The 17,846-nt window shown below is 70.5% G+C and carries 12 protein-coding genes; 8 read left to right on the top strand and 4 right to left on the bottom strand.

Annotation, left to right across the window (positions count from 1 at the left end; all coding sequences use genetic code 11):
• Positions 1 to 18 precede the first annotated feature (18 nt).
• The 3 genes from B351_RS0102905 to pulA all read right to left on the bottom strand — a co-directional run bounded on the left by B351_RS0102905 (position 19) and on the right by pulA (position 6,669).
• Positions 19 to 1,632 carry an alpha-glucosidase family protein gene (locus tag B351_RS0102905; protein WP_019397556.1) on the bottom strand — a complete coding sequence of 538 codons (1,614 nt, stop codon included), beginning with the start codon at positions 1,630 to 1,632 and terminating at the stop codon, positions 19 to 21.
• A 198-nt stretch (positions 1,633 to 1,830) separates the two neighbouring features.
• A complete protein-coding gene (locus tag B351_RS0102900; protein ID WP_026010277.1) occupies positions 1,831 to 3,897 on the bottom strand; it encodes a glycoside hydrolase family 97 protein in 2,067 nt (688 codons plus the stop codon).
• Positions 3,898 to 3,903: 6 nt separating this feature from the next.
• Positions 3,904 to 6,669, bottom strand: a complete 2,766-nt coding sequence (gene pulA / locus B351_RS0102895; protein ID WP_156810404.1) for a pullulanase-type alpha-1,6-glucosidase — start codon at positions 6,667 to 6,669, stop codon at positions 3,904 to 3,906.
• A 208-nt stretch (positions 6,670 to 6,877) separates the two neighbouring features.
• Here pulA and B351_RS0102890 point away from each other — a divergent pair, with 208 nt between their 5' ends.
• Positions 6,878 to 8,356 carry an MFS transporter gene (locus tag B351_RS0102890; RefSeq protein WP_026010276.1) on the top strand — a complete coding sequence of 493 codons (1,479 nt, stop codon included), beginning with the start codon at positions 6,878 to 6,880 and terminating at the stop codon, positions 8,354 to 8,356.
• Entirely contained in the window at positions 8,353 to 10,008 is a 1,656-nt protein-coding gene (locus tag B351_RS0102885) for an alpha-amylase family glycosyl hydrolase (RefSeq protein ID WP_019397552.1), read from the top strand. Before B351_RS0102890 ends, B351_RS0102885 begins: the two co-directional genes overlap by 4 nt.
• A 42-nt stretch (positions 10,009 to 10,050) precedes the next feature.
• On the opposite strand, the gene B351_RS0102880 is transcribed toward B351_RS0102885, so the two are convergent.
• Positions 10,051 to 11,085, bottom strand: coding sequence for a LacI family DNA-binding transcriptional regulator (locus B351_RS0102880; protein WP_019397551.1), 1,035 nt, complete (start codon positions 11,083 to 11,085; stop codon positions 10,051 to 10,053).
• A 365-nt stretch (positions 11,086 to 11,450) separates the two neighbouring features.
• On the opposite strand from B351_RS0102880, the gene thrS reads away from it, so the two are divergent.
• The 6 genes from thrS to pheT form a co-directional block, all read left to right on the top strand.
• Positions 11,451 to 13,355, top strand: coding sequence for a threonine--tRNA ligase (gene thrS / locus B351_RS0102875; RefSeq protein ID WP_019397550.1), 1,905 nt, complete (start codon positions 11,451 to 11,453; stop codon positions 13,353 to 13,355).
• Positions 13,356 to 13,416: 61 nt separating this feature from the next.
• Positions 13,417 to 13,938 carry a translation initiation factor IF-3 gene (infC, locus tag B351_RS0102870; protein ID WP_083852379.1) on the top strand — a complete coding sequence of 174 codons (522 nt, stop codon included), beginning with the start codon at positions 13,417 to 13,419 and terminating at the stop codon, positions 13,936 to 13,938.
• Positions 13,939 to 14,365: 427 nt separating this feature from the next.
• Complete coding sequence (gene rpmI, locus B351_RS0102865; RefSeq protein WP_010342861.1) at positions 14,366 to 14,563, top strand: 50S ribosomal protein L35; 198 nt, start codon at positions 14,366 to 14,368, stop codon at positions 14,561 to 14,563.
• A gap of 13 nt (positions 14,564 to 14,576) precedes the next feature.
• On the top strand, positions 14,577 to 14,936 hold the full coding sequence (gene rplT, locus B351_RS0102860; RefSeq protein WP_019397548.1) for a 50S ribosomal protein L20: 360 nt from the start codon (positions 14,577 to 14,579) through the stop codon (positions 14,934 to 14,936).
• A gap of 109 nt (positions 14,937 to 15,045) precedes the next feature.
• Entirely contained in the window at positions 15,046 to 16,041 is a 996-nt protein-coding gene (gene pheS, locus B351_RS0102855; RefSeq protein ID WP_019397547.1) for a phenylalanine--tRNA ligase subunit alpha, read from the top strand.
• A gap of 133 nt (positions 16,042 to 16,174) precedes the next feature.
• Positions 16,175 to 17,846, top strand: a 1,672-nt coding sequence (gene pheT / locus B351_RS0102850) for a phenylalanine--tRNA ligase subunit beta (RefSeq protein ID WP_019397546.1), incomplete at its 3' end; no start/stop codon positions are given.

Raw genomic sequence — 17,846 nt, 5'->3', positions numbered from 1 at the left:
CCGCGGCTGAGGGAGGGATCAGCCAGCGAGTGCGAACAACACGCCCCATGCCGGCAGCGTGGCCTGGCCGCCATCGATGCCGACCGCGGCGTAGCCGGGGATGGCCTGCGGCTGCCACTGGCCGTCCGGCAGCGACAGCGTGGCGGCGGTGGCGGAAAGGTTGAACGCGGCCAGCATGCGCTGGCCCTCGTGCTCGCGCACGAACGCCAGCACCGGCTCGGCGGTGTCCAGGAAGCGGATCGAGCCGCGCACCAGGGCCGGCTGCTGCTTGCGCCAGCGCATGAAGGCGCGGAACGCGTGCAGCACCGAATCCGGGTCGGCTTCCTGGCGCTCCACCGCCAGGGCGCGGTGCTCGTCCGGCACCGGCAGCCATGGCTGCACCGGGCTGAAACCGGCGTCGGGCGCGTCCTTCCACGGCATCGGCGTGCGGCAGCCGTCGCGGCCCTTGAAGGTCGGCCAGAAGGTGATGCCGTAGGGGTCGCGCAGGGCCTCGAACGGGACGTCGGCCTCGGGCAGGCCCAGTTCCTCGCCCTGGTAGATGCAGACCGAGCCGCGCAGCGAGCAGACCATCGCCGCCAGCATGCGCGCCAGCTGCGGCGGGGCTTCGGCGCCGCCCCAGCGGGTGACCGCGCGGCGCACGTCGTGGTTGGACACGGCCCAGCACGGCCAGCCCTCGGTCATTGCCGCTTCCAGGCGCTCGACCGTGCCGCGGATGTAGCCGGCGCTGAAGTCGTCCACCAGCAGCTCGAAGCTGTAGCCCATGTTCAGGCGCTTGCCGGAGGTGTACTCGGCGGTGGTGGCCAGCGAGTCCTCCGAGGAGATCTCGCCCAGGGTCACCACGCCGGGGTACTGGTCCATCAGCCGGCGCAGGTCCTCAAGGAAGCCGATGTTCTCCGGGCGGGTGTTGTTGTAGTAGTGGTACTGGAACGCGTACGGGTTGTCCGGGCTGAAGCCGCGGCCCACGCGCTTGTCCGCCGGCTTGGGCGGGTTGTCGCGCAGCTGCGCGTCGTGGAAGCAGAAGTTGATCGCGTCCAGGCGGAAGCCGTCGACGCCGCGGTCCAGCCAGAAGCGCACGTTGTCCAGCGTGGCCTGGCGAACTTCCGGGTTGTGGAAGTTCAGGTCCGGCTGCGAGGACAGGAAGTTGTGCAGGTAGTACTGGCAGCGGCGCGGCTCCCAGCGCCAGGCCACGCCGCCGAAGATCGACATCCAGTTGTTGGGCGGGGTGCCGTCTTCCCTGGCATCGGCCCACACGTACCAGTCGGACTTGGGGTTGTCGCGGCTCTGCCGGCTTTCCAGGAACCAGGGGTGCTGGTCGGAGGTATGGCTCAGCACCTGGTCGATCATCACCTTCAGGCCCAGGCGGTGGGCCTTGGCCAGCAGGCGGTCGAAGTCGTCCAGGGTGCCGAACAGTGGGTCGACGTCGCGGTAGTCGGCGATGTCGTAGCCGTAGTCGGCCATCGGCGACTTGAAGAACGGCGAGATCCAGATCGCGTCCACGCCCAGCGAGGCCACGTAGTCCAGCCGCTCGGTGATGCCCGGGAGGTCGCCGATGCCGTCGCCGTTGGTGTCGAGGAAGCTGCGGGGGTAGATCTGGTAGATGACGGCGCCGCGCCACCACTGGGTATCGGACATACGGGAACCATTACGGATGGGAAGCCGCACCGACGGGCGCGGCGGGGATGGAGGGCCGGGGTGGGCAATCCCTTGCCCGGGCCACCGGCGGTTCCGGTCGCGGCAGGGCTTGCCCGGCGCGCTTCCATTGGCCGCGGCTATGGTAGTGGCGCCCCCTCGCGGCCGAGCGGGGGCGCATACGTATTCATCGGGAGCGCCTTACAGCGGCACGAACCGCACGGCCTGGCCACCGCCGCGGCCCAGGCGCAGCTCCAGCACGTCGCCGGCGCCGACTTCGCGGGTTTCGTGGACGAAGGCGAAGGGCTTGTGCTCCCAGTCCGCGCCGTCGCCGTCGCGATAGATCTCGGCGCGATAGCGGCGGCCGGCATCGAGGAAGGACAGTGGCGCCTGCAGCACGCGCGGGGTGTCGTCGCCGACCGCGCCGAGGAACCACTCCCCGCCGCCGCGCGCCTTGCGTGCCAGCACCGCGTACTCGCCGACCGAACCGTCGACCATGCGGCTTTCCTCCCAGTCCACCGCCACGTCGCGGATGAACTTCAGCGCCTGCGGCTGCCTGGCGTAGTGCTCGGGCAGGTCGGCGACCATCTGGATCGGGCTGTACAGGACCACGTACAGCGCCAGCTGCTTGGCCAGGGTGCTGCGCAGCTTCTGCCCGTTGCGGCCGGTCAGGCTGACGATGCCCGGAGTGAAGTCCATCGGCCCGGCCAGCATGCGGGTGAACACCAGGGTGGCCTCGTGCTCCGGCGGGTTCGGCGGATCGGCCCAGGCGGCGAATTCCATGCCGCGCGCACCTTCGCGCGAGACCCAGTTCGGGTACGTGCGGCGCAGGCCGGTGTCCTTGATCGGCTCGTGGGCGTTGACCGCGATCTTCCGCTCCGCCGCGGCCTGGACCACGCGCAGGTGGTGGTTGCTCATCCACTGGCCCTCGTGCCACTCGCGCACCACCGGGCCGCCAGGCTGGTCCTGGCGCTGGATGTCACCGGCGTCGCAGACGTAGCCGGTCTTGACCACGTCCACGCCGTTGCGCGCGTACAGGTCGAAGGCCGCCTCCAGCTGGCGTTCGTAATGGCTGACCGCGCAGGCGGTTTCGTGGTGGCCGATCAGGTGCACGCCCTTGCCGGCGGCGTACCTGGCCAGTTTCGGCAGGTCGAAGTCCGGGGTGGAGCGGGTGAAGTCGAAGCCCCAGCCGTTGGCGAACCAGTTGCCGTCCCAGCCCGGGTTCCAGCCTTCCACCAGCACGCCGCGGAAGCCGTTCTTCGCGGCGAAGTCGATGTAGCGGCGGGTATTGGCGGTGGTCGCGCCGTGCCTGGGGCCGGTGCCCCAGGTCTCCTTCTCCAGGTGCAGCGACCACCACACGCCCACGTACTTGGCCGGCTTGAACCAGCTGACGTCGCCGATGGCGTTGGGCTCGTTGAGGTTGAGGATCAGGCTGGACTCGACCAGGTCACCGGCACGCTCGCCGATCTGGATCGTGCGCCACGGGGTGGCGAACGGGGTGGTGCGGTTCACCGCGCCGCCCTCGCTGGACGGGGTCAGCGCGGCGCGCAGCACGTTGCCGTCGCCACGGGCCAGGTTCATGCCGGCGTAGTCGACCAGCGCCGCCTCGTGGATGGAGACGTGCAGCCCGTCGCCGGTGCGCAGGGTCAGCGGCGTCTGCGCGGTGCCGATCTCGCGCAGCGGGGTGCGCGAATACAGGTATTCCTCGCGGTTCCACTCGAACGCCGGGATCCACCAGGCGGTGGTGTTGTCCGCATCGGCCAGGGCGAACTCGGTCAGCTCCTGGCGGATGCGCACCTGGCGCGGTCCCGGCTCGGCCGGGAACTCGTAGCGGAAACCGACGCCGTCGTCGTAGACGCGGAACACCACGTCGATCCGCCGTGGCGGCTGGCCCGGCTCGGCCGGACGCTCGGCGAAGCGCGCGCGCAGCTCGTTGTAGCGGTTGCGGGTCAGGCGGCGCTCGCCCCAGGGCTGCTCCCAGGTCTCGTCGAAGCTGCGGCTGGAGTGGTCGATCAGCTCCAGGTTGCGCTCCAGGCGGCCGTCGCCAAGCAGGAAGCCCAGGCGCGAGGAGGCGATCACGGGCTTGCCACGGCGTTCGACGCGGTAGGCCAGGCGGTCCTCGTGCTGGGCTTCGATGGTCACCGCCAGCACCTGGCCGGGGGACTCGATCCGTGCCAGGTCGCGGGCGTGGAGGGGCAGGGCGGCTGCTGCAAGGAGCAGCAGGGCGAGCAGGGCGCGGGGGCGGCACGGGAGACGTCGTGCGGGCATGGGGGCTTACTCCAGGACGTAGACGAGGACGGTGCGCGGCGGCACGGTGAAGCGGCCGCGCGCGGGTTCGTGGCGTGCTTCGCGCACGCGTGGATCGGCGGCGTGCGGGCCGCGCTGCAGCGGATGCAGGCGCCAGCGCTGGCCGCGCAGCTCCGGCAGTTCCAGTACCTGCGCCTGCGGCGAGGCATTGAGCAGGTAGAGGATGCCGGCGAAGCCGGCGCCCGGATGGCCGCGGCCGTCGAGCAGGCCGGCGACCACCAGCGGGTTCTGGCCCGGGCCGCTATTGGGGAAGCTGAGCCGGCGCGCGACCTCTTCGGCGGTGCGCAGCCGGAACAGGCTGGAGCTGGCGCGGATTGCCAGCAGCTCGCGCAGGGCGGCGCGGGCGAAGGCGATGTCTTCCGGGGCCGGGCGGATGGAGGGATCGGCCAGGCGCGGCGCGATCCACGGCCAGTCGGCTTCGTTGCCGCTGGCCGGCGGCAGGCCGCTGCCGAAGAAATTGTCCCCGCCGCTCCAGTCGATGCGGTTGAACCAGTCGCCGGAGTCGTAGCTGTTGCGGTCCATGGACTTGGAGCGCAGCAGGTCGATGCCGGCGTGGAAGTAGGCCACGCCCTGGCTGAGCGCGGTGGTGGCCATGCCCAGCACCTGCACCCGCGCCCGCTCGCTGGCCGGCGTGCCGGCGGGCAGGCGGTAGGCGTTGAGGTCGTAGAGGGTCTCGTTGTCGTGGTTCTCGACGTAGTTGACCACCTCGCCCGGTGCGTGGGCATAGCCGGCCGGCTGGCCGTTGTAGTCCACCTCGTGCAGCGGGCGGGGGCCGTCGACGGTATCCAGCACGTAGTCACGCAGGGTGCCGGCCAGGCCGGCACGGACCAGGTCGGCTGCGCGCAGCAAGGCGGCGCGGCTGGCCGCCGGGTCGCCGCCGGCAGTGGCCTCGTTCGGCGCGTAGCCGAGGCCGTTGAGCCAGCCCTGGCGCGCCAGCTTGTCGCGGCCGCTGTCGCCCGGGCCGCCGCCGCGCAGGGCATCGCGCGCGCGGTCGCTGAAGGTGCCGATGCCGCTGCCGCCCAGGGACAGCTGCGAGGCCTGGACGAAGCGGGCGCCATCGGCCACCTCGCCGAAGTTCCAGCCCTCGCCGATCAGCGGCACGTGGCGGCCGGCGACGGCGTCGACCCGGCGCTGCAGGGCTTCCATCGCCGCGCGCGGCTGGTGGCCCATCAGGTCGAAGCGGAACGAGTCGATCCGGTAGTGCCGCACCCACAGCCCGGCCGAGTCGATCATCAGCCGCGCCATCATCGCGTGCTCGGTGGCGGTGTTGCTGCAGCAGGTACTGGTCTCCACCGTGCCGCTGGCGTCGAGGCGGTGGTAGTAGCCGGGCACGATGCGGTCCAGCACCGAGCCGGGGTCCTGGCCGGCGGCATAGGTGTGGTTGTAGACCACGTCCATGCCCACGCGCAGGCCCAGGGCGTGCAGGGCCATGACCATGGCCCGGAACTCGCGGATGCGCACCGCGCCGTCGGACGGATCGGTGGCGTAGCTGCCCTCGGGCGCATTGAAGTGGAACGGGTCGTAGCCCCAGTTGAAGCAGTCGCGCGCGGCTTCGGCCATCACCGCGGCCTGCTGCAGCGGGCTGTCCGCCGGTGCATCGGGCACCTGCGGGGTGGTGCAGCCGGCTTCGGGCACGGAGGCGAAGTCGTACACCGGCAGCAGGTGCACGTCGGTCAGGCCGGCCCGGGCGAGGGCGCGCAGGTGGGCCATGCCGGCGCTGCCGGCGGCGGTGAACGCCAGGTAGCGGCCGCGCAGCGGTTCCGGCACGGTGGCATCACCGATGGAGAAGTCGCGCACGTGCAGCTCGTACACCGACATGTCCACCTGCGCCTGCAGCGCGGGCGGGCGCGGGGCCTGGTCCCAGCCGTCGGGCTTGAGCGCCGGGTCGTCCAGGTCGGCCACGTAGCTGCGGCGCGAATCGGTGCCGAGGCTGGCCGAGTACGGATCGGTGACGCGGTTGCGCACCAGGCCGGTGCCCGGCACGTACACGTCCACCAGCCAGGTGTAATAAGCGCCGCGCAGGTCCTGCGGCAGGCGCGCGGTCCACATGCCGGTGGCCGGATCGGCCGCGACGGCCACGCGGCGGGTGGCCGCGGCATGGTTGCCGGAGTACAGGCACAGCGAGACCTCGCGCGCGGTCGGTGCCCATACGCTGAAGCGGGTGCCGTCCGGCGCGGGGTGCGCGCCGGGCATCGGCGCATCGACCGCGGCGGCATACAGGTCGTCCAGTGCGCCGGGCAGCTGGATCCGGGTGGCGTCCAGCACGCGGCCGTGCGGGTCCTCGCGCACCAGCAGCAGGGCCTGGCGGTAAAGCACGCGCAGGGCCTGGTCGTCCAGGTCCAGGGCCAGGGTGGCGCCGGGGGCGACATGGCGGAAGCGCCGTGCGACCGTTTCCGCCACGGTGGCGCCGGCCAGCGCTAGCTGGCCCTCGGCGCCGCGCACGCGCTGGCCGGGGATGGCCTGCGGCAGCACCTTGCCGTGGTAGAGGCGGTAACGGCCAGGGTCCGGGGCGCCGGGCCAGCGCAGGGTGCGCCGGTCCAGCCAGATCGCGCGTGCGTCGGGAACGGTGCCGGCCTCGGCGGCGAGGACCACGGCCTCGCCGGCGTCGCAGGCTGCGATGGGCAGCACCGCCGCATGCGCGGGCAGGGCGGCAAGCAGCACGGCACAGCCGCCGGCCGCGCCAAAGGCATGGAACATGGCGCGCACGGTGCGCCGCCGCAGGCTTCGTAGCATCGCCCCTCCCAGAACGCTCCGCGTCCACGGCAGCCGGCCGCGGCGCGAGGGGCCGCACTATCCCACGGGTGCAGTGCAGCATGGGCGCGCATGCCGATGAATACGTATGCATGCGCTGTCCGCCGCGTACGGCCGCCGCCTACCATGCCCCGGTACCGCCGGCCGGCGGATCGCGACGCAACGGTTCCCGGAGGGGGGATACAGCGTGATTGAACGCAAACCACGCCTGTCGTTCTGGCAGATCTGGAACATGTGCTTCGGCTTCCTGGGCATCCAGTTCGGGTTTGCCCTGCAGAACGCCAACGTCAGCCGCATCTTCCAGACCCTGGGCGCGGACATGGAGCAGGTGCCGGGGCTGTGGATCGCCGCACCGCTGACCGGCCTGCTGGTGCAGCCGGTGGTGGGCTATCTCTCCGACCGCACCTGGACCCCGCTGGGCCGGCGCCGCCCGTACTTCCTCGCCGGCGCGGTGCTGGCGACCCTGGCCCTGTTCTTCATGCCGCACTCCCCGGCGCTGTGGATCGCCGCCGGCATGCTGTGGATCCTCGACGCCTCGATCAACATCTCGATGGAGCCGTTCCGCGCCTTCGTCGGCGACCAGTTGCCACAGGAGCAGCGTGCCAGCGGCTATGCCATGCAGAGCTTCTTCATCGGCGTGGGCGCGATCGTGGCCAGCCTGCTGCCGTGGCTGCTGGCCAAGGCAGGCGTGGCAAACACCGCCGGCCCGGGCGAAGTGCCGGACACCGTGCGCTACGCGTTCTACGTCGGCGGCGTGGTGCTGCTGGGCGCGATCGGCTGGACCGTGCTGCGCACCCGCGAGTACCCGCCGGAGGACCTGGCCCGCTTCGAACAGGCCGAGTCGCCGGAGCCGGCCCCTGTCATGGCCTCCGTGCCCGGCCCGCTGCCGGCGCTGGCCTGGCTGGTGGCCGGCCTGGGCCTGGCGGCGCTGATCGCGGCCAACGGCTGGGACCGCATGCTCTACGTGCTGGCCGGCATGGCCGCGGCCTACGGCGTGCTGCTGCTGGTGGCGCGGGTGCTGCCGGCCGGGAGCATGCTGCCGGCCATCGCCGCCGACCTGCGCGCCATGCCGCGCACCATGCGCCGCCTGGCCGTGGTCCAGTTCTTCTCCTGGTTCGCCCTGTTCGCGATGTGGATCTACACCACCGCGGCGGTGGCCGGCACCCACTTCGGCAGCAACGACCCGACCTCGGCCGCCTACAACGAAGGCGCCAACTGGGTCGGCGTGCTGTTCGCCGCCTACAACGGCTTCGCCGCGGTGGCGGCCATCGCCATCCCATGGCTGGCCGCACGCATCGGCCTGCGCGGCACCCACGTGCTCAACCTGTGCCTGGGCGCGCTGGGCCTGCTGTCCTTCCTGTGGGTGCGCGATCCGCAGTGGCTGCTGCTGTCGATGGTCGGCGTGGGCTTCGCCTGGGCCTCGATCCTTTCCCTGCCGTACGCGATGCTGTCCGACAGCCTGCCGGCGGCCAAGATGGGCGTTTACATGGGCATCTTCAATTTCTTCATCGTGATCCCGCAGCTGGTCGCGGCCAGCCTGCTGGGCTTCCTGCTGCGTGCGCTGTTCGGCGGCCAGCCGCTGTGGGCCCTGGCCCTGGGTGGCGCCAGCCTGGTGCTGGCCGCGGCCTGCGTGCTGGCGGTGCCGCGCACCGCGGAGGCGCGCGCATGAATCGCTTCCTGCGCAAGGCCCTGCTGGGCACGGCGCTGGCGGTCGCCGCCGCACCGGCCTTCGCCCAGTCCATCTACGGCACCCGCGAACCGTTCGCCAGCGAGGCGGTGTACTTCGTGATGACCGATCGCTTCGTCAACGGCGATCCGGCCAACGACCACCGCGACCAGGGCGGCGAGCACCACACCTTCGACCGGCCGCTGGAGCCCTGCGACGGCGTGGTCGGCAACGTCGGCTACCTGGGCGGCGACTTCCGCGGCCTGCTCGACAACGCCGGCTACATCGCCGACATGGGCTTCACCGCGGTGTGGATCACGCCGATCGTGGACAACCCGGACCAGGCCTTCACCGGTGGCGACCCGATCACCTGCGACGGCTTCCTCACCGACCAGGGCAAGACCGGCTTCCACGGCTACTGGGGCGTCAATTTCTACCGCCTGGACGAGCACCTGCCCAGCGAGGGCCTGGACTTCGCCGGCCTGACCGCCGGCCTGCGCGGCCATGGCCTGAAGACCGTGCTGGACATCGTCGCCAACCACGGTTCGCCGGGCTGGACCATGCCGGTGCCGCAGCCGCAGTACGGCCAGATCTTCGACGCGGAAGGGCGCCTGGTGGCCGACCACCAGAACCTGCCGCCGGAGCGCCTCGATCCGGCCGGCAACCCGCTGCACGCCTTCTACAACGACAAGCCCGACCTGGCCCAGCTGGCCGACCTCAATGCCGACAACCCGGCGGTGATGGACTACCTGGTTGGCGCCTACCTGCAGTGGATCGGCCAGGGCGTGGACGCGCTGCGCATCGACACCATCCGCCACCAGCCGCTGGCGTTCTGGAAGGCCTTCACCGACCGCATCCGCGAGCGCCACCCGGGCATGTTCATGTTCGGCGAATCGTTCGACTACGAGGCGGCCAACATCGCCCAGTTCACCCGCCCGGAGAACGGCGGGGTGAGCGTGCTCGACTTCCCGATGAAGAAGGCCATGGACGAGGTATTCTCGCGCCAGGCCAGCGCCGGGTTCGAACGCCTGGCCGAAGCGCTGTACCTGGAGGACGGCCCGTACGCCAACCCGTACGAGCTGGCCACCTTCTACGACAACCACGACATGCCGCGCATGGACGCCAGCGACGAGGGCTTCATCGACGCGCACAACTGGCTGTTCACCGCACGCGGCATCCCGGTGGTCTACTACGGCTCGGAGACCGGGTTCATGCGCGGCCAGGGCGAGCACGGCGGCAACCGCGCCTACTACGGCGTGGAGAACATCCAGGCCGCCCCCGCGCACCCGATCCACGCCAGCCTGCGGCGCATCGCCAACCTGCGCAAGGCCTCGCCGGCGCTGCAGCGCGGGGTGCAGCTGAACGTCGAACTGCAGGGCGACAGCGCGGTGTTCTACCGGGTCTACGAGGACGCCGGCCAGGCCCAGACCGCCCTGGTCCTGCTCAACAAGGGCGACCGTCCGCGCACGGCGACGGTCACCCGCATGCTCCAGCCCGGGCGCTGGCGCGACGGCTTCAGCGGCCAGGAGGTCAGGGTCGGGCGCAAGCTCCGGGTCGAGGTGCCGGCGCACGGCGTGCGCGTGTTCCTGTACGACGGCCCGGTGACCCGCGCCGACCTGCGCCAGGCCGCGCTGAAGGCCACGCCGCGGCAGTAAGCAGGGCAGGGGCGCCGGTTGCCGGGCGCCCTGCGGCGGTGCTCAGCCGGGCCGCCGGCTGGACTCGCGCAGCACCAGCCGCACCGGCAGCCGCTGGCTCTCCACCGGTTCGCGCTGGATCAGCCGGATCAGGCTGTCCACCAGTACTTCGCCGGCCTGCTTGGTGTCCTGCTGCACGGTCGACAGCGGCGGCTGGGCGAAGCTGGCCATGGCGATGTCGTCGAAGCCGACCACCGCCACGTCCTCGGGCATGGCCAGTCCGTCCTCGCGCAGGGCCTTCATCGCGCCCAGGGCGATCAGGTCGCTGGCCCCGAACACGCCGTCGAAGGACTGGCCGGCGTCCAGCAGGGCGCGCGCGGCCTGGTAGCCGGACTGCTCGGTGGTGATGGCATCGGCCTGCAGCTCCGGTTCCGGCTCGATCCCGGCCTCGCGTAGCGCAGCCTGGTACCCGCGCCAGCGCTCGCGGAACTCGGGATAGTGCTCGGAGGCGTGGCCGAGGAAGGCGATCCGGCGGCAGCCGCGTTCCAGCAGGTGGGCGGTGATGTCGTGCCCGCCCTGGAAGTTGTCGCAGCCGATCGACACCCCCGGCTCCCCGGGCAGGGCCGCGCCCCAGCGCACGAAGCGGGTGCCCTGTTCGACCAGCTGCTGCAGCCGCGACTGCGATTCCAGGTAGTCGCCGTAGCCCAGCAGGATGATGCCGTCGGCCTTGTGGCTGTCGGCGAAGTCCGCGTGCCAGTTGGTCGACAGCTGCTGGAAGGAGACCAGCAGGTCGTAGCCGCGCCGCGCGCAGGCCCGGGTGATCGACCCGAGCATGGAGTGGAAGAACGGGTTGATCAGCGAGTCGTCCGGGGTCGGGTCCTCGAAGAACAGCAGGGCCAGGGTCCCGGACTGCTGGGCGCGCAGGTTGGAGGCGTTCTTGTCGACCTTGTAGTTGAGCTCGCGGGCGATGGCCAGGATCCGGCGCCGGGTCTCGGGGTTGACCGAGGGGTGCCCGCGCAGGGCGCGCGAGACGGTCGGCTGGGATACCCCGGCCAGGTGGGCGATGTCGAGGGACGTGGCCTTGCCCCGGATGGTCATGCGAAACCGGCTCCTCCGAGCCCGGAACGGTGCTGCAACGGCGGGACATGATGCCACGGGGCCCGCCACTACGTCCGTCCGCCCGGCTGCGATAGAATCGGGGGCCTCGCCGCCGGCACGGTGCCGGCGCGCCCCAGGACAAGGTGGCCCGCGGAAGACGCCGGCCGAGCGTGCGACATGAGCACTACCACCGCCTACCGCTGACCGCCCCCCCAGGCTGCCACGTCTGCAGGCGCCTGGTGGCGCTTTTTTTGCGGTTCGTGATTGGTGATTCGTAGTTGGGGATTCGAAGCGGCCGCCCTGGCCCCGGTCCCGATGCCATCCCAATCACGAATCACCAATCACCAATCACGGCTTCTTCCCCAATGATCACCATCACCCTCCCCGACGGCAGCCAGCGCCAGTTCGAAGGTCCCGTCACCGTCATGCAGGTCGCGCAGTCGATCGGCGCCGGCCTGGCCAAGGCCACGGTCGCCGGCCAGGTCGACGGCAAGCTGGTCGACGCCTGCGACGTCATCGACCACGACGCCACCCTGCGCATCATCACCCCCAAGGACGAGGAGGGCGTGGAGATCATCCGCCACTCCTGCGCCCACCTGGTCGGCCACGCGGTCAAGCAGCTGTACCCGGACGTGAAGATGGTGATCGGCCCGGTGATCGCGGAAGGGTTCTACTACGACATCTATTCCGAGCGCCCGTTCACCCCCGAGGACCTGGCCGCGATCGAGCAGCGCATGCGCGAGCTGATCGCCCAGGACTACGACGTCATCAAGAAGATGACCCCGCGCGAGGAGGTCATCGAGGTGTTCAAGGCCCGCGGCGAGGACTACAAGCTGCGCCTGATCGAGGACATGGGCCCGGAAGTGACCCACATGGGCCTGTACTACCACCAGGAATACGTGGACATGTGCCGCGGCCCGCACGTGCCCAACACCCGCTTCCTGAAGGCCTTCAAGCTGACCCGCATCTCCGGCGCGTACTGGCGCGGCGACTCGAAGAACGAGCAGCTGCAGCGCATCTACGGCACCGCCTGGGCCGACGAGAAGCAGCTGAAGGCCTACATCCAGCGCATGGAGGAGGCCGAGAAGCGCGACCACCGCCGCATCGGCAAGCAGCAGGACCTGTTCCACCTGCAGGAAGAGGCCCCGGGCCTGGTGTTCTGGCACCCCAAGGGCTGGGCGGTGTGGCAGGTGGTCGAGCAGTACATGCGCCGCGTCTACCGCGAGACCGGCTACGGCGAGGTGCGCTGCCCGCAGATCCTGGACGTGACCCTGTGGAAGAAGTCCGGCCACTGGGACAACTACCAGGACAACATGTTCTTCACCGAGTCCGAGAAGCGGACCTACGCGGTGAAGCCGATGAACTGCCCCGGCCACGTGCAGATCTTCAACCAGGGCCTGCACAGCTACCGCGACCTGCCGATCCGCTACGGCGAGTTCGGCTCCTGCCACCGCAACGAGCCCTCCGGCGCGCTGCACGGCATCCTGCGCGTGCGCGGCTTCACCCAGGACGACGGCCACATCTTCTGCACCGAGGAGCAGATCGAGTCCGAGGTCCGCGCCTTCCACCAGCAGGCGCTGAAGGTCTACGGCGACTTCGGCTTCGACGACATCCAGGTCAAGATCGCCCTGCGCCCGGACAGCCGCCTGGGCGACGACGCCACCTGGGACAAGGCCGAGGAGGCCCTGCGCTCGGCCCTGCGCGCCTCCGGCGTGGAGTGGCAGGAGCTGCCGGGCGAGGGCGCGTTCTACGGCCCGAAGATCGAGTACCACCTGAAGGACGCCCTGGGCCGCACCTGGCAGCTGGGCACGGTGCAGGTGGACTTCATGATGCCGGTGCGCCTGGGCGCCGAGTACGTGGACGAGCACAGCCAGCGCCGGCACCCGGTCATGCTCCACCGCGCCATCGTCGGCTCGATGGAGCGCTTCATCGGCATCCTGATCGAGCACCATGCCGGCGCCTTCCCGGCCTGGCTGGCGCCGGTCCAGGCGGTGGTGATGAACATCACCGACGCCCAGGCTGAATACGTGAACGAGGTTAGGAAAAGCCTTACAAATCAAGGCTTCCGGGTCGAGGCTGATTTGCGGAACGAAAAGATCGGCTTTAAGATCCGCGAGCACACGCTGCAGCGCGTGCCGTACCTGCTGGTGGTCGGCGACCGCGAGAAGGAGAACGGCGCCGTGGCGGTGCGCACGCGTACCGGCGAAGATTTGGGCACAATGTCCGTGTCCGCCTTTGCCGATACCTTGCGTTCGCAGCAGCTGGCGTAAAAACAGATGCGTGCCGGCCCCGCGCCGGCACGTGGCCTAGACCACCCCCGGAGACTGGAATATCAGCACCCCCGAGAAGCAAAACCGGAAGAACCACGAGATCCGTGTCCCGCGCGTGCGCGTGATCGGGTCCGATGGCGAAATGATCGGCGTCCTTTCGCGCGACGAGGCCCTGCGCCTTGCCGAAGAGGAGGACCTGGACCTGGTCGAGATCCAGCCCAACGCGGATCCGCCGGTCTGCAAGATCATGGACTTCGGCAAGTTCAAGTTCGAACAGCAGAAGCGGGCCAGCGAGGCCAAGAAGAAGTCCAAGCAGGTCGAGATCAAGGAAGTGAAGTTCCGCCCGGTCACCGACGAGGGCGACTACCAGATCAAGCTGCGCAACATGCGCCGCTTCCTGGAGGATGGCGACAAGGTCAAGGTCAACATCCGCTTCCGCGGGCGCGAGATGAGCCACCAGGAGCTGGGCCGGCAGATGGCCGCCCGGATCGAGGCCGACCTGGGCGAGGACATCGTGATCGAGTCGCGGCCGCGCCTGGAAGGCCGGCAGATGGTCATGATGATCGCGCCGAAGAAGAAGTAAGCCGCGACGCGGCAGGGGGTCCGGCCCGGTGGTCGGCCCCGGCGAAGGGCGCCCCATGGCGCCCTTCGCCGTATCCGGTCCTGGCGTTGCCACGCCGGCGGTCCCATCGTGCTCCGGTTGGCCGGGCCTGTGCTGGCCGGTGCCGGCCGGAAGCAAGCCGGCGGCCTGCCCGGGCGGTGCCGCCGGCCTTCCGTTGGCCTGCGCACGGCTCTTGCGCCCGCCCGGCGAAACCCGCTGATTTGCAAAAGGAAAGCCAGCCGGGGCATAATGCGCGGCTCCGGTTTGCCGGAGGGCTGGCAACAGCTACAGGACCCGTCGCGGTTTCCCCTGGGGACTCAGCGACTTACCGACCGGTATGGGCAAGGATGGAAAGCGCGGGGCAACCCGCCGCCCGTGCCAGTGACAGTTCCCATCAAGGACATTCGCAATGCCCAAGATCAAGACCAACCGGGCGGCGGCCAAGCGTTTCCGCAAGACCGCCTCCGGCAAGTACAAGGCCGGCCACGCCAACCGTAGCCACATCCTCACCAAGAAGGCCACCAAGCGGAAGCGCAACCTGCGGCAGACGAACCACGTCCGCGCCGAGGATGCCGGCCGCCTGGACCGCATGCTGCCGTATCTCTGAGGAGGACTGAACAATGGCACGAGTCAAGCGTGGCGTGCAGGCGCGCCGCCGTCACAAGAAGGTCCTGAGCCAGGCCAAGGGTTACTACAACGCCCGCCGCAAGGTCTTCCGCGTCGCCAAGCAGGCGGTCATCAAGGCGCAGCAGTACGCCTACATCGGCCGCAAGCAGAAGAAGCGCAACTTCCGTTCGCTGTGGATCACCCGCATCAACGCGGCTGCCCGCGCCAACGGCCTGAGCTACAGCCGCTTCATCAACGGCCTGCTGAAGGCCGGCATCACCCTGGACCGCAAGGTGCTGGCGGACATCGCCGTGCACGACGCGGCCGGGTTTACCGCGCTGGCGGAGAAGGCGAAGAGCGCTCTGGCGGCATAAGTTGCGAACCGCACCGGGCCCGTCCGCGGGCCTGGCGCCGGTCACCGCATGCATGCATGGGGAAGGGCGCAAGTCCTTCCCCATTTGTTTTTCCGAGGGCCCGTTTTCCATGAGCGATATCCAAACCCTGGCGGCGCAGGCGCTGGCCGACATCGCCGCGGCGCAGACTCCCGAGGCGCTGGAGGCGCTGCGCGTGGGCCTGCTGGGCAAGCAGGGCGCCATCACCGCCCAGCTCAAGCAGCTCGGCGCGTTGCCGCCGGAGCAGCGCAAGGCCGCCGGCGAGGCGATCAACCGCGTACGCGACGAAGTCTCGACCGCGCTGTCGGCGCGCCGCGCGCTGCTGGAGGAGGCCGCGCTCGACGCGCGCCTGGCCGGCGAGGCGGTGGACGTGACCCTGCCGGGCCGGCTGGCCCAGCGCGGCGGGATCCACCCGATCTCCCGCACCCTGGAGCGGATCGCCACCATCTTCGGCAACCTCGGCTACGAACTGGCCGACGGTCCGGAGATCGAGGACGACTGGCACAACTTCGAGGCGCTGAACTTCCCGCCGCACCACCCGGCGCGCGCCATGCACGACACCTTCTACTTCGGCGACGGCCGCCTGCTGCGCACCCATACCTCGGGCGTGCAGGTGCGCTACATGGGCGACCACCGCCCGCCGTTGCGCATGATCGCCGCCGGCAAGGTGTACCGTTCCGACTCCGACCAGACCCATTCGCCGATGTTCCACCAGGTCGAGGGCCTGCTGGTCGACGAGACCTCGACCTTCGCCGACCTCAAGGGCACGCTCTCCGAGTTCGTGCGCGCCTTCTTCGAGCGCGACTTCCAGATGCGCTTCCGCCCGAGCTACTTCCCGTTCGTGGAGCCGGGCGCGGAGGTCGACATCGCCTGGCAACAGCCGGACGGCAGCGTGCGCTGGCTGGAGGTGCTCGGTTGCGGCATGGTCCACCCCAACGTCCTGCGCAACTGCGGCATCGACCCGGAGCGCTATACCGGCTTCGCCTTCGGCCTGGGCGTGGAGCGTTTCGCCATGCTGCGCTACGGCGTCAACGACCTGCGCGCCTTCTTCGAGAACGATGTGCGGTTCCTCAGGCAGTTCGCCTGAGGGCCGTGACTGGTGATTGGTAATTGATCCGGAAAGGCGTGTACGGCCAGCCGGCCACGCAGGATCAGCAACAGCGCCATCACCGTCGCGGCACTTCCAATCACGAATCACGAACCACGAATCACGGCACCCCATGAAATTTTCCGAGAACTGGCTGCGCAGCCACGTGTCGACCCTGGCCAACCGCGACGCGCTCGCGGCGACGCTGACCGCCATCGGCCTGGAGGTCGAGGAAGTCACCGCACTGGGCGACGGCCTGGCCGGCGTGGTGGTCGGCCGCATCGTGGAAGCCGTCCGCCATCCGGAGGCCGACCGCCTGCAGGTGTGCAAGGTCGACATCGGCAACGGCGAGCCGCTGCAGATCGTGTGCGGCGCGCCCAACGCGCGCGTCGGCCTGGCCGCGCCGCTGGCGACGGTCGGTTCCAACGTCGGCGGCATGTCGATCAAGCCGGCGAAGCTGCGCGGGGTGGAGTCGTTCGGCATGCTCTGCTCGGCGAAGGAGCTGGGCCTGGACGCCGACGCTTCCGGCCTGCTGGAACTGCCGGCCGACGCGCCGGTGGGCGTGCCGCTGGCCGGGTACCTGGGCCTGCCGGACGCCAGCATCGAGATCAAGCTGACCCCCAACCGCGCCGACTGCTTCAGCGTGCGCGGCATTGCCTACGACGTGGCCGCCGCGCTGGGCAGCGAGGTGGCGCCGATGGACAACGCGCCGGTGCCGGCCGCGACCGACGCCACCGTCGAGGTCGCGCTGGAGGCCGGCGAGCGCGTGCCGCGCTTCGTCGGCCGCGTGATCGAGGGCGTGGACCCGGCGGCGCCGACCCCGGTGTGGATGGCCGAGCGCCTGCGCCGTTCCGGCGTGCGCCCGATCAGCCTGCTGGTCGACGTCACCCAGTACGTGATGCTGGAGCTGGGCCAGCCGATGCACGCCTTCGACCTGGACAAGCTGGAGGCGCCGGTGGTCGTGCGCCCGGCGCGCCAGGGCGAGACCCTGCAGCTGCTGGACGGCCGCGAGGCCACCCTGGACGGGGAGTTCCTGGTCGTGTCCGACAGCCGCGGCGGCCGCGGCGCGCGCGCCGTGGCGGTGGGCGGCATCATGGGCGGCGAGGCCACCAAGGTCGGCGCCAGCACCACGCGTGTGTTCCTCGAGGCCGCGCACTGGGTGCCTTCGGCCATCATCGGCCGCAGCCGCCGCCTGGGCCTGCACACCGACGCCGGCCATCGCTTCGAGCGCGGCGTGGACCCGGAACTGCCGCGCACGGCGATCGAGTACGCCACGCGCCTGATCCTGGATATCGCCGGCGGCCGTCCCGGTCCGGTCACCGAAGCCACCGTGCCCGGCGCGCTGGCCGCGCCGCAGCCGATCGCCCTGCGCCGCGCGCGCATCGCCCGGGTGCTGGGCACCACCATCGCCGACGCCGAGGTCGAGCGCATCCTGCGCGCGCTGGGCATGCAGGTGGTCGCCACCGGTGAGGGCTGGCAGGTCACCGCGCCCAGCCGCCGCTTCGACATCGCGATCGAGGAAGACCTGGTCGAGGAGCTGGCGCGCATCCACGGCTACGACCGCATCCCGGCGACCATTCCCGCCGGCCCGGCGCGGGTGGCCGCGCCCAGCGAGGGCGTGCTGCCGGAAGGTGACCTGCGCCGCCACCTGGTCGCGCGCGACTACCTGGAGGCGGTGTGCTTCGCCTTCGTCGACCAGAAACTGCTGCAGGCCTGGGGCTGCGAGTCCGGCACCGTGCCGCTGGCCAATCCGCTCAGCGCGGAGCTGGCGGTGATGCGCCCGCGCCTGCTGCCGGGCCTGGTCG

Origin of the sequence: Pseudoxanthomonas sp. GW2 (assembly GCF_000283075.1) — a bacterium.
Lineage (GTDB): Bacteria > Pseudomonadota > Gammaproteobacteria > Xanthomonadales > Xanthomonadaceae > Pseudoxanthomonas.
This window is presented reverse-complemented; position numbering and strand designations above follow the sequence as displayed.

Bases quoted from the DNA above. Each gene is read 5' to 3' on its own strand.
- B351_RS0102900 (WP_026010277.1), bottom strand. From the start codon at position 3,897: ATGCCCGCACGACGTCTCCCGTGCCGCCCCCGCGCCCTGCTCGCCCTG.
- pulA (WP_156810404.1), bottom strand. From the start codon at position 6,669: ATGCTACGAAGCCTGCGGCGGCGCACCGTGCGCGCCATGTTCCATGCC.
- rplT (WP_019397548.1), top strand. From the start codon at position 14,577: ATGGCACGAGTCAAGCGTGGCGTGCAGGCGCGCCGCCGTCACAAGAAG.
- thrS (WP_019397550.1), top strand. From the start codon at position 11,451: ATGATCACCATCACCCTCCCCGACGGCAGCCAGCGCCAGTTCGAAGGT.
- B351_RS0102905 (WP_019397556.1), bottom strand. From the start codon at position 1,632: ATGTCCGATACCCAGTGGTGGCGCGGCGCCGTCATCTACCAGATCTAC.
- B351_RS0102880 (WP_019397551.1), bottom strand. From the start codon at position 11,085: ATGACCATCCGGGGCAAGGCCACGTCCCTCGACATCGCCCACCTGGCC.
- rpmI (WP_010342861.1), top strand. From the start codon at position 14,366: ATGCCCAAGATCAAGACCAACCGGGCGGCGGCCAAGCGTTTCCGCAAG.
- pheS (WP_019397547.1), top strand. From the start codon at position 15,046: ATGAGCGATATCCAAACCCTGGCGGCGCAGGCGCTGGCCGACATCGCC.
- B351_RS0102885 (WP_019397552.1), top strand. From the start codon at position 8,353: ATGAATCGCTTCCTGCGCAAGGCCCTGCTGGGCACGGCGCTGGCGGTC.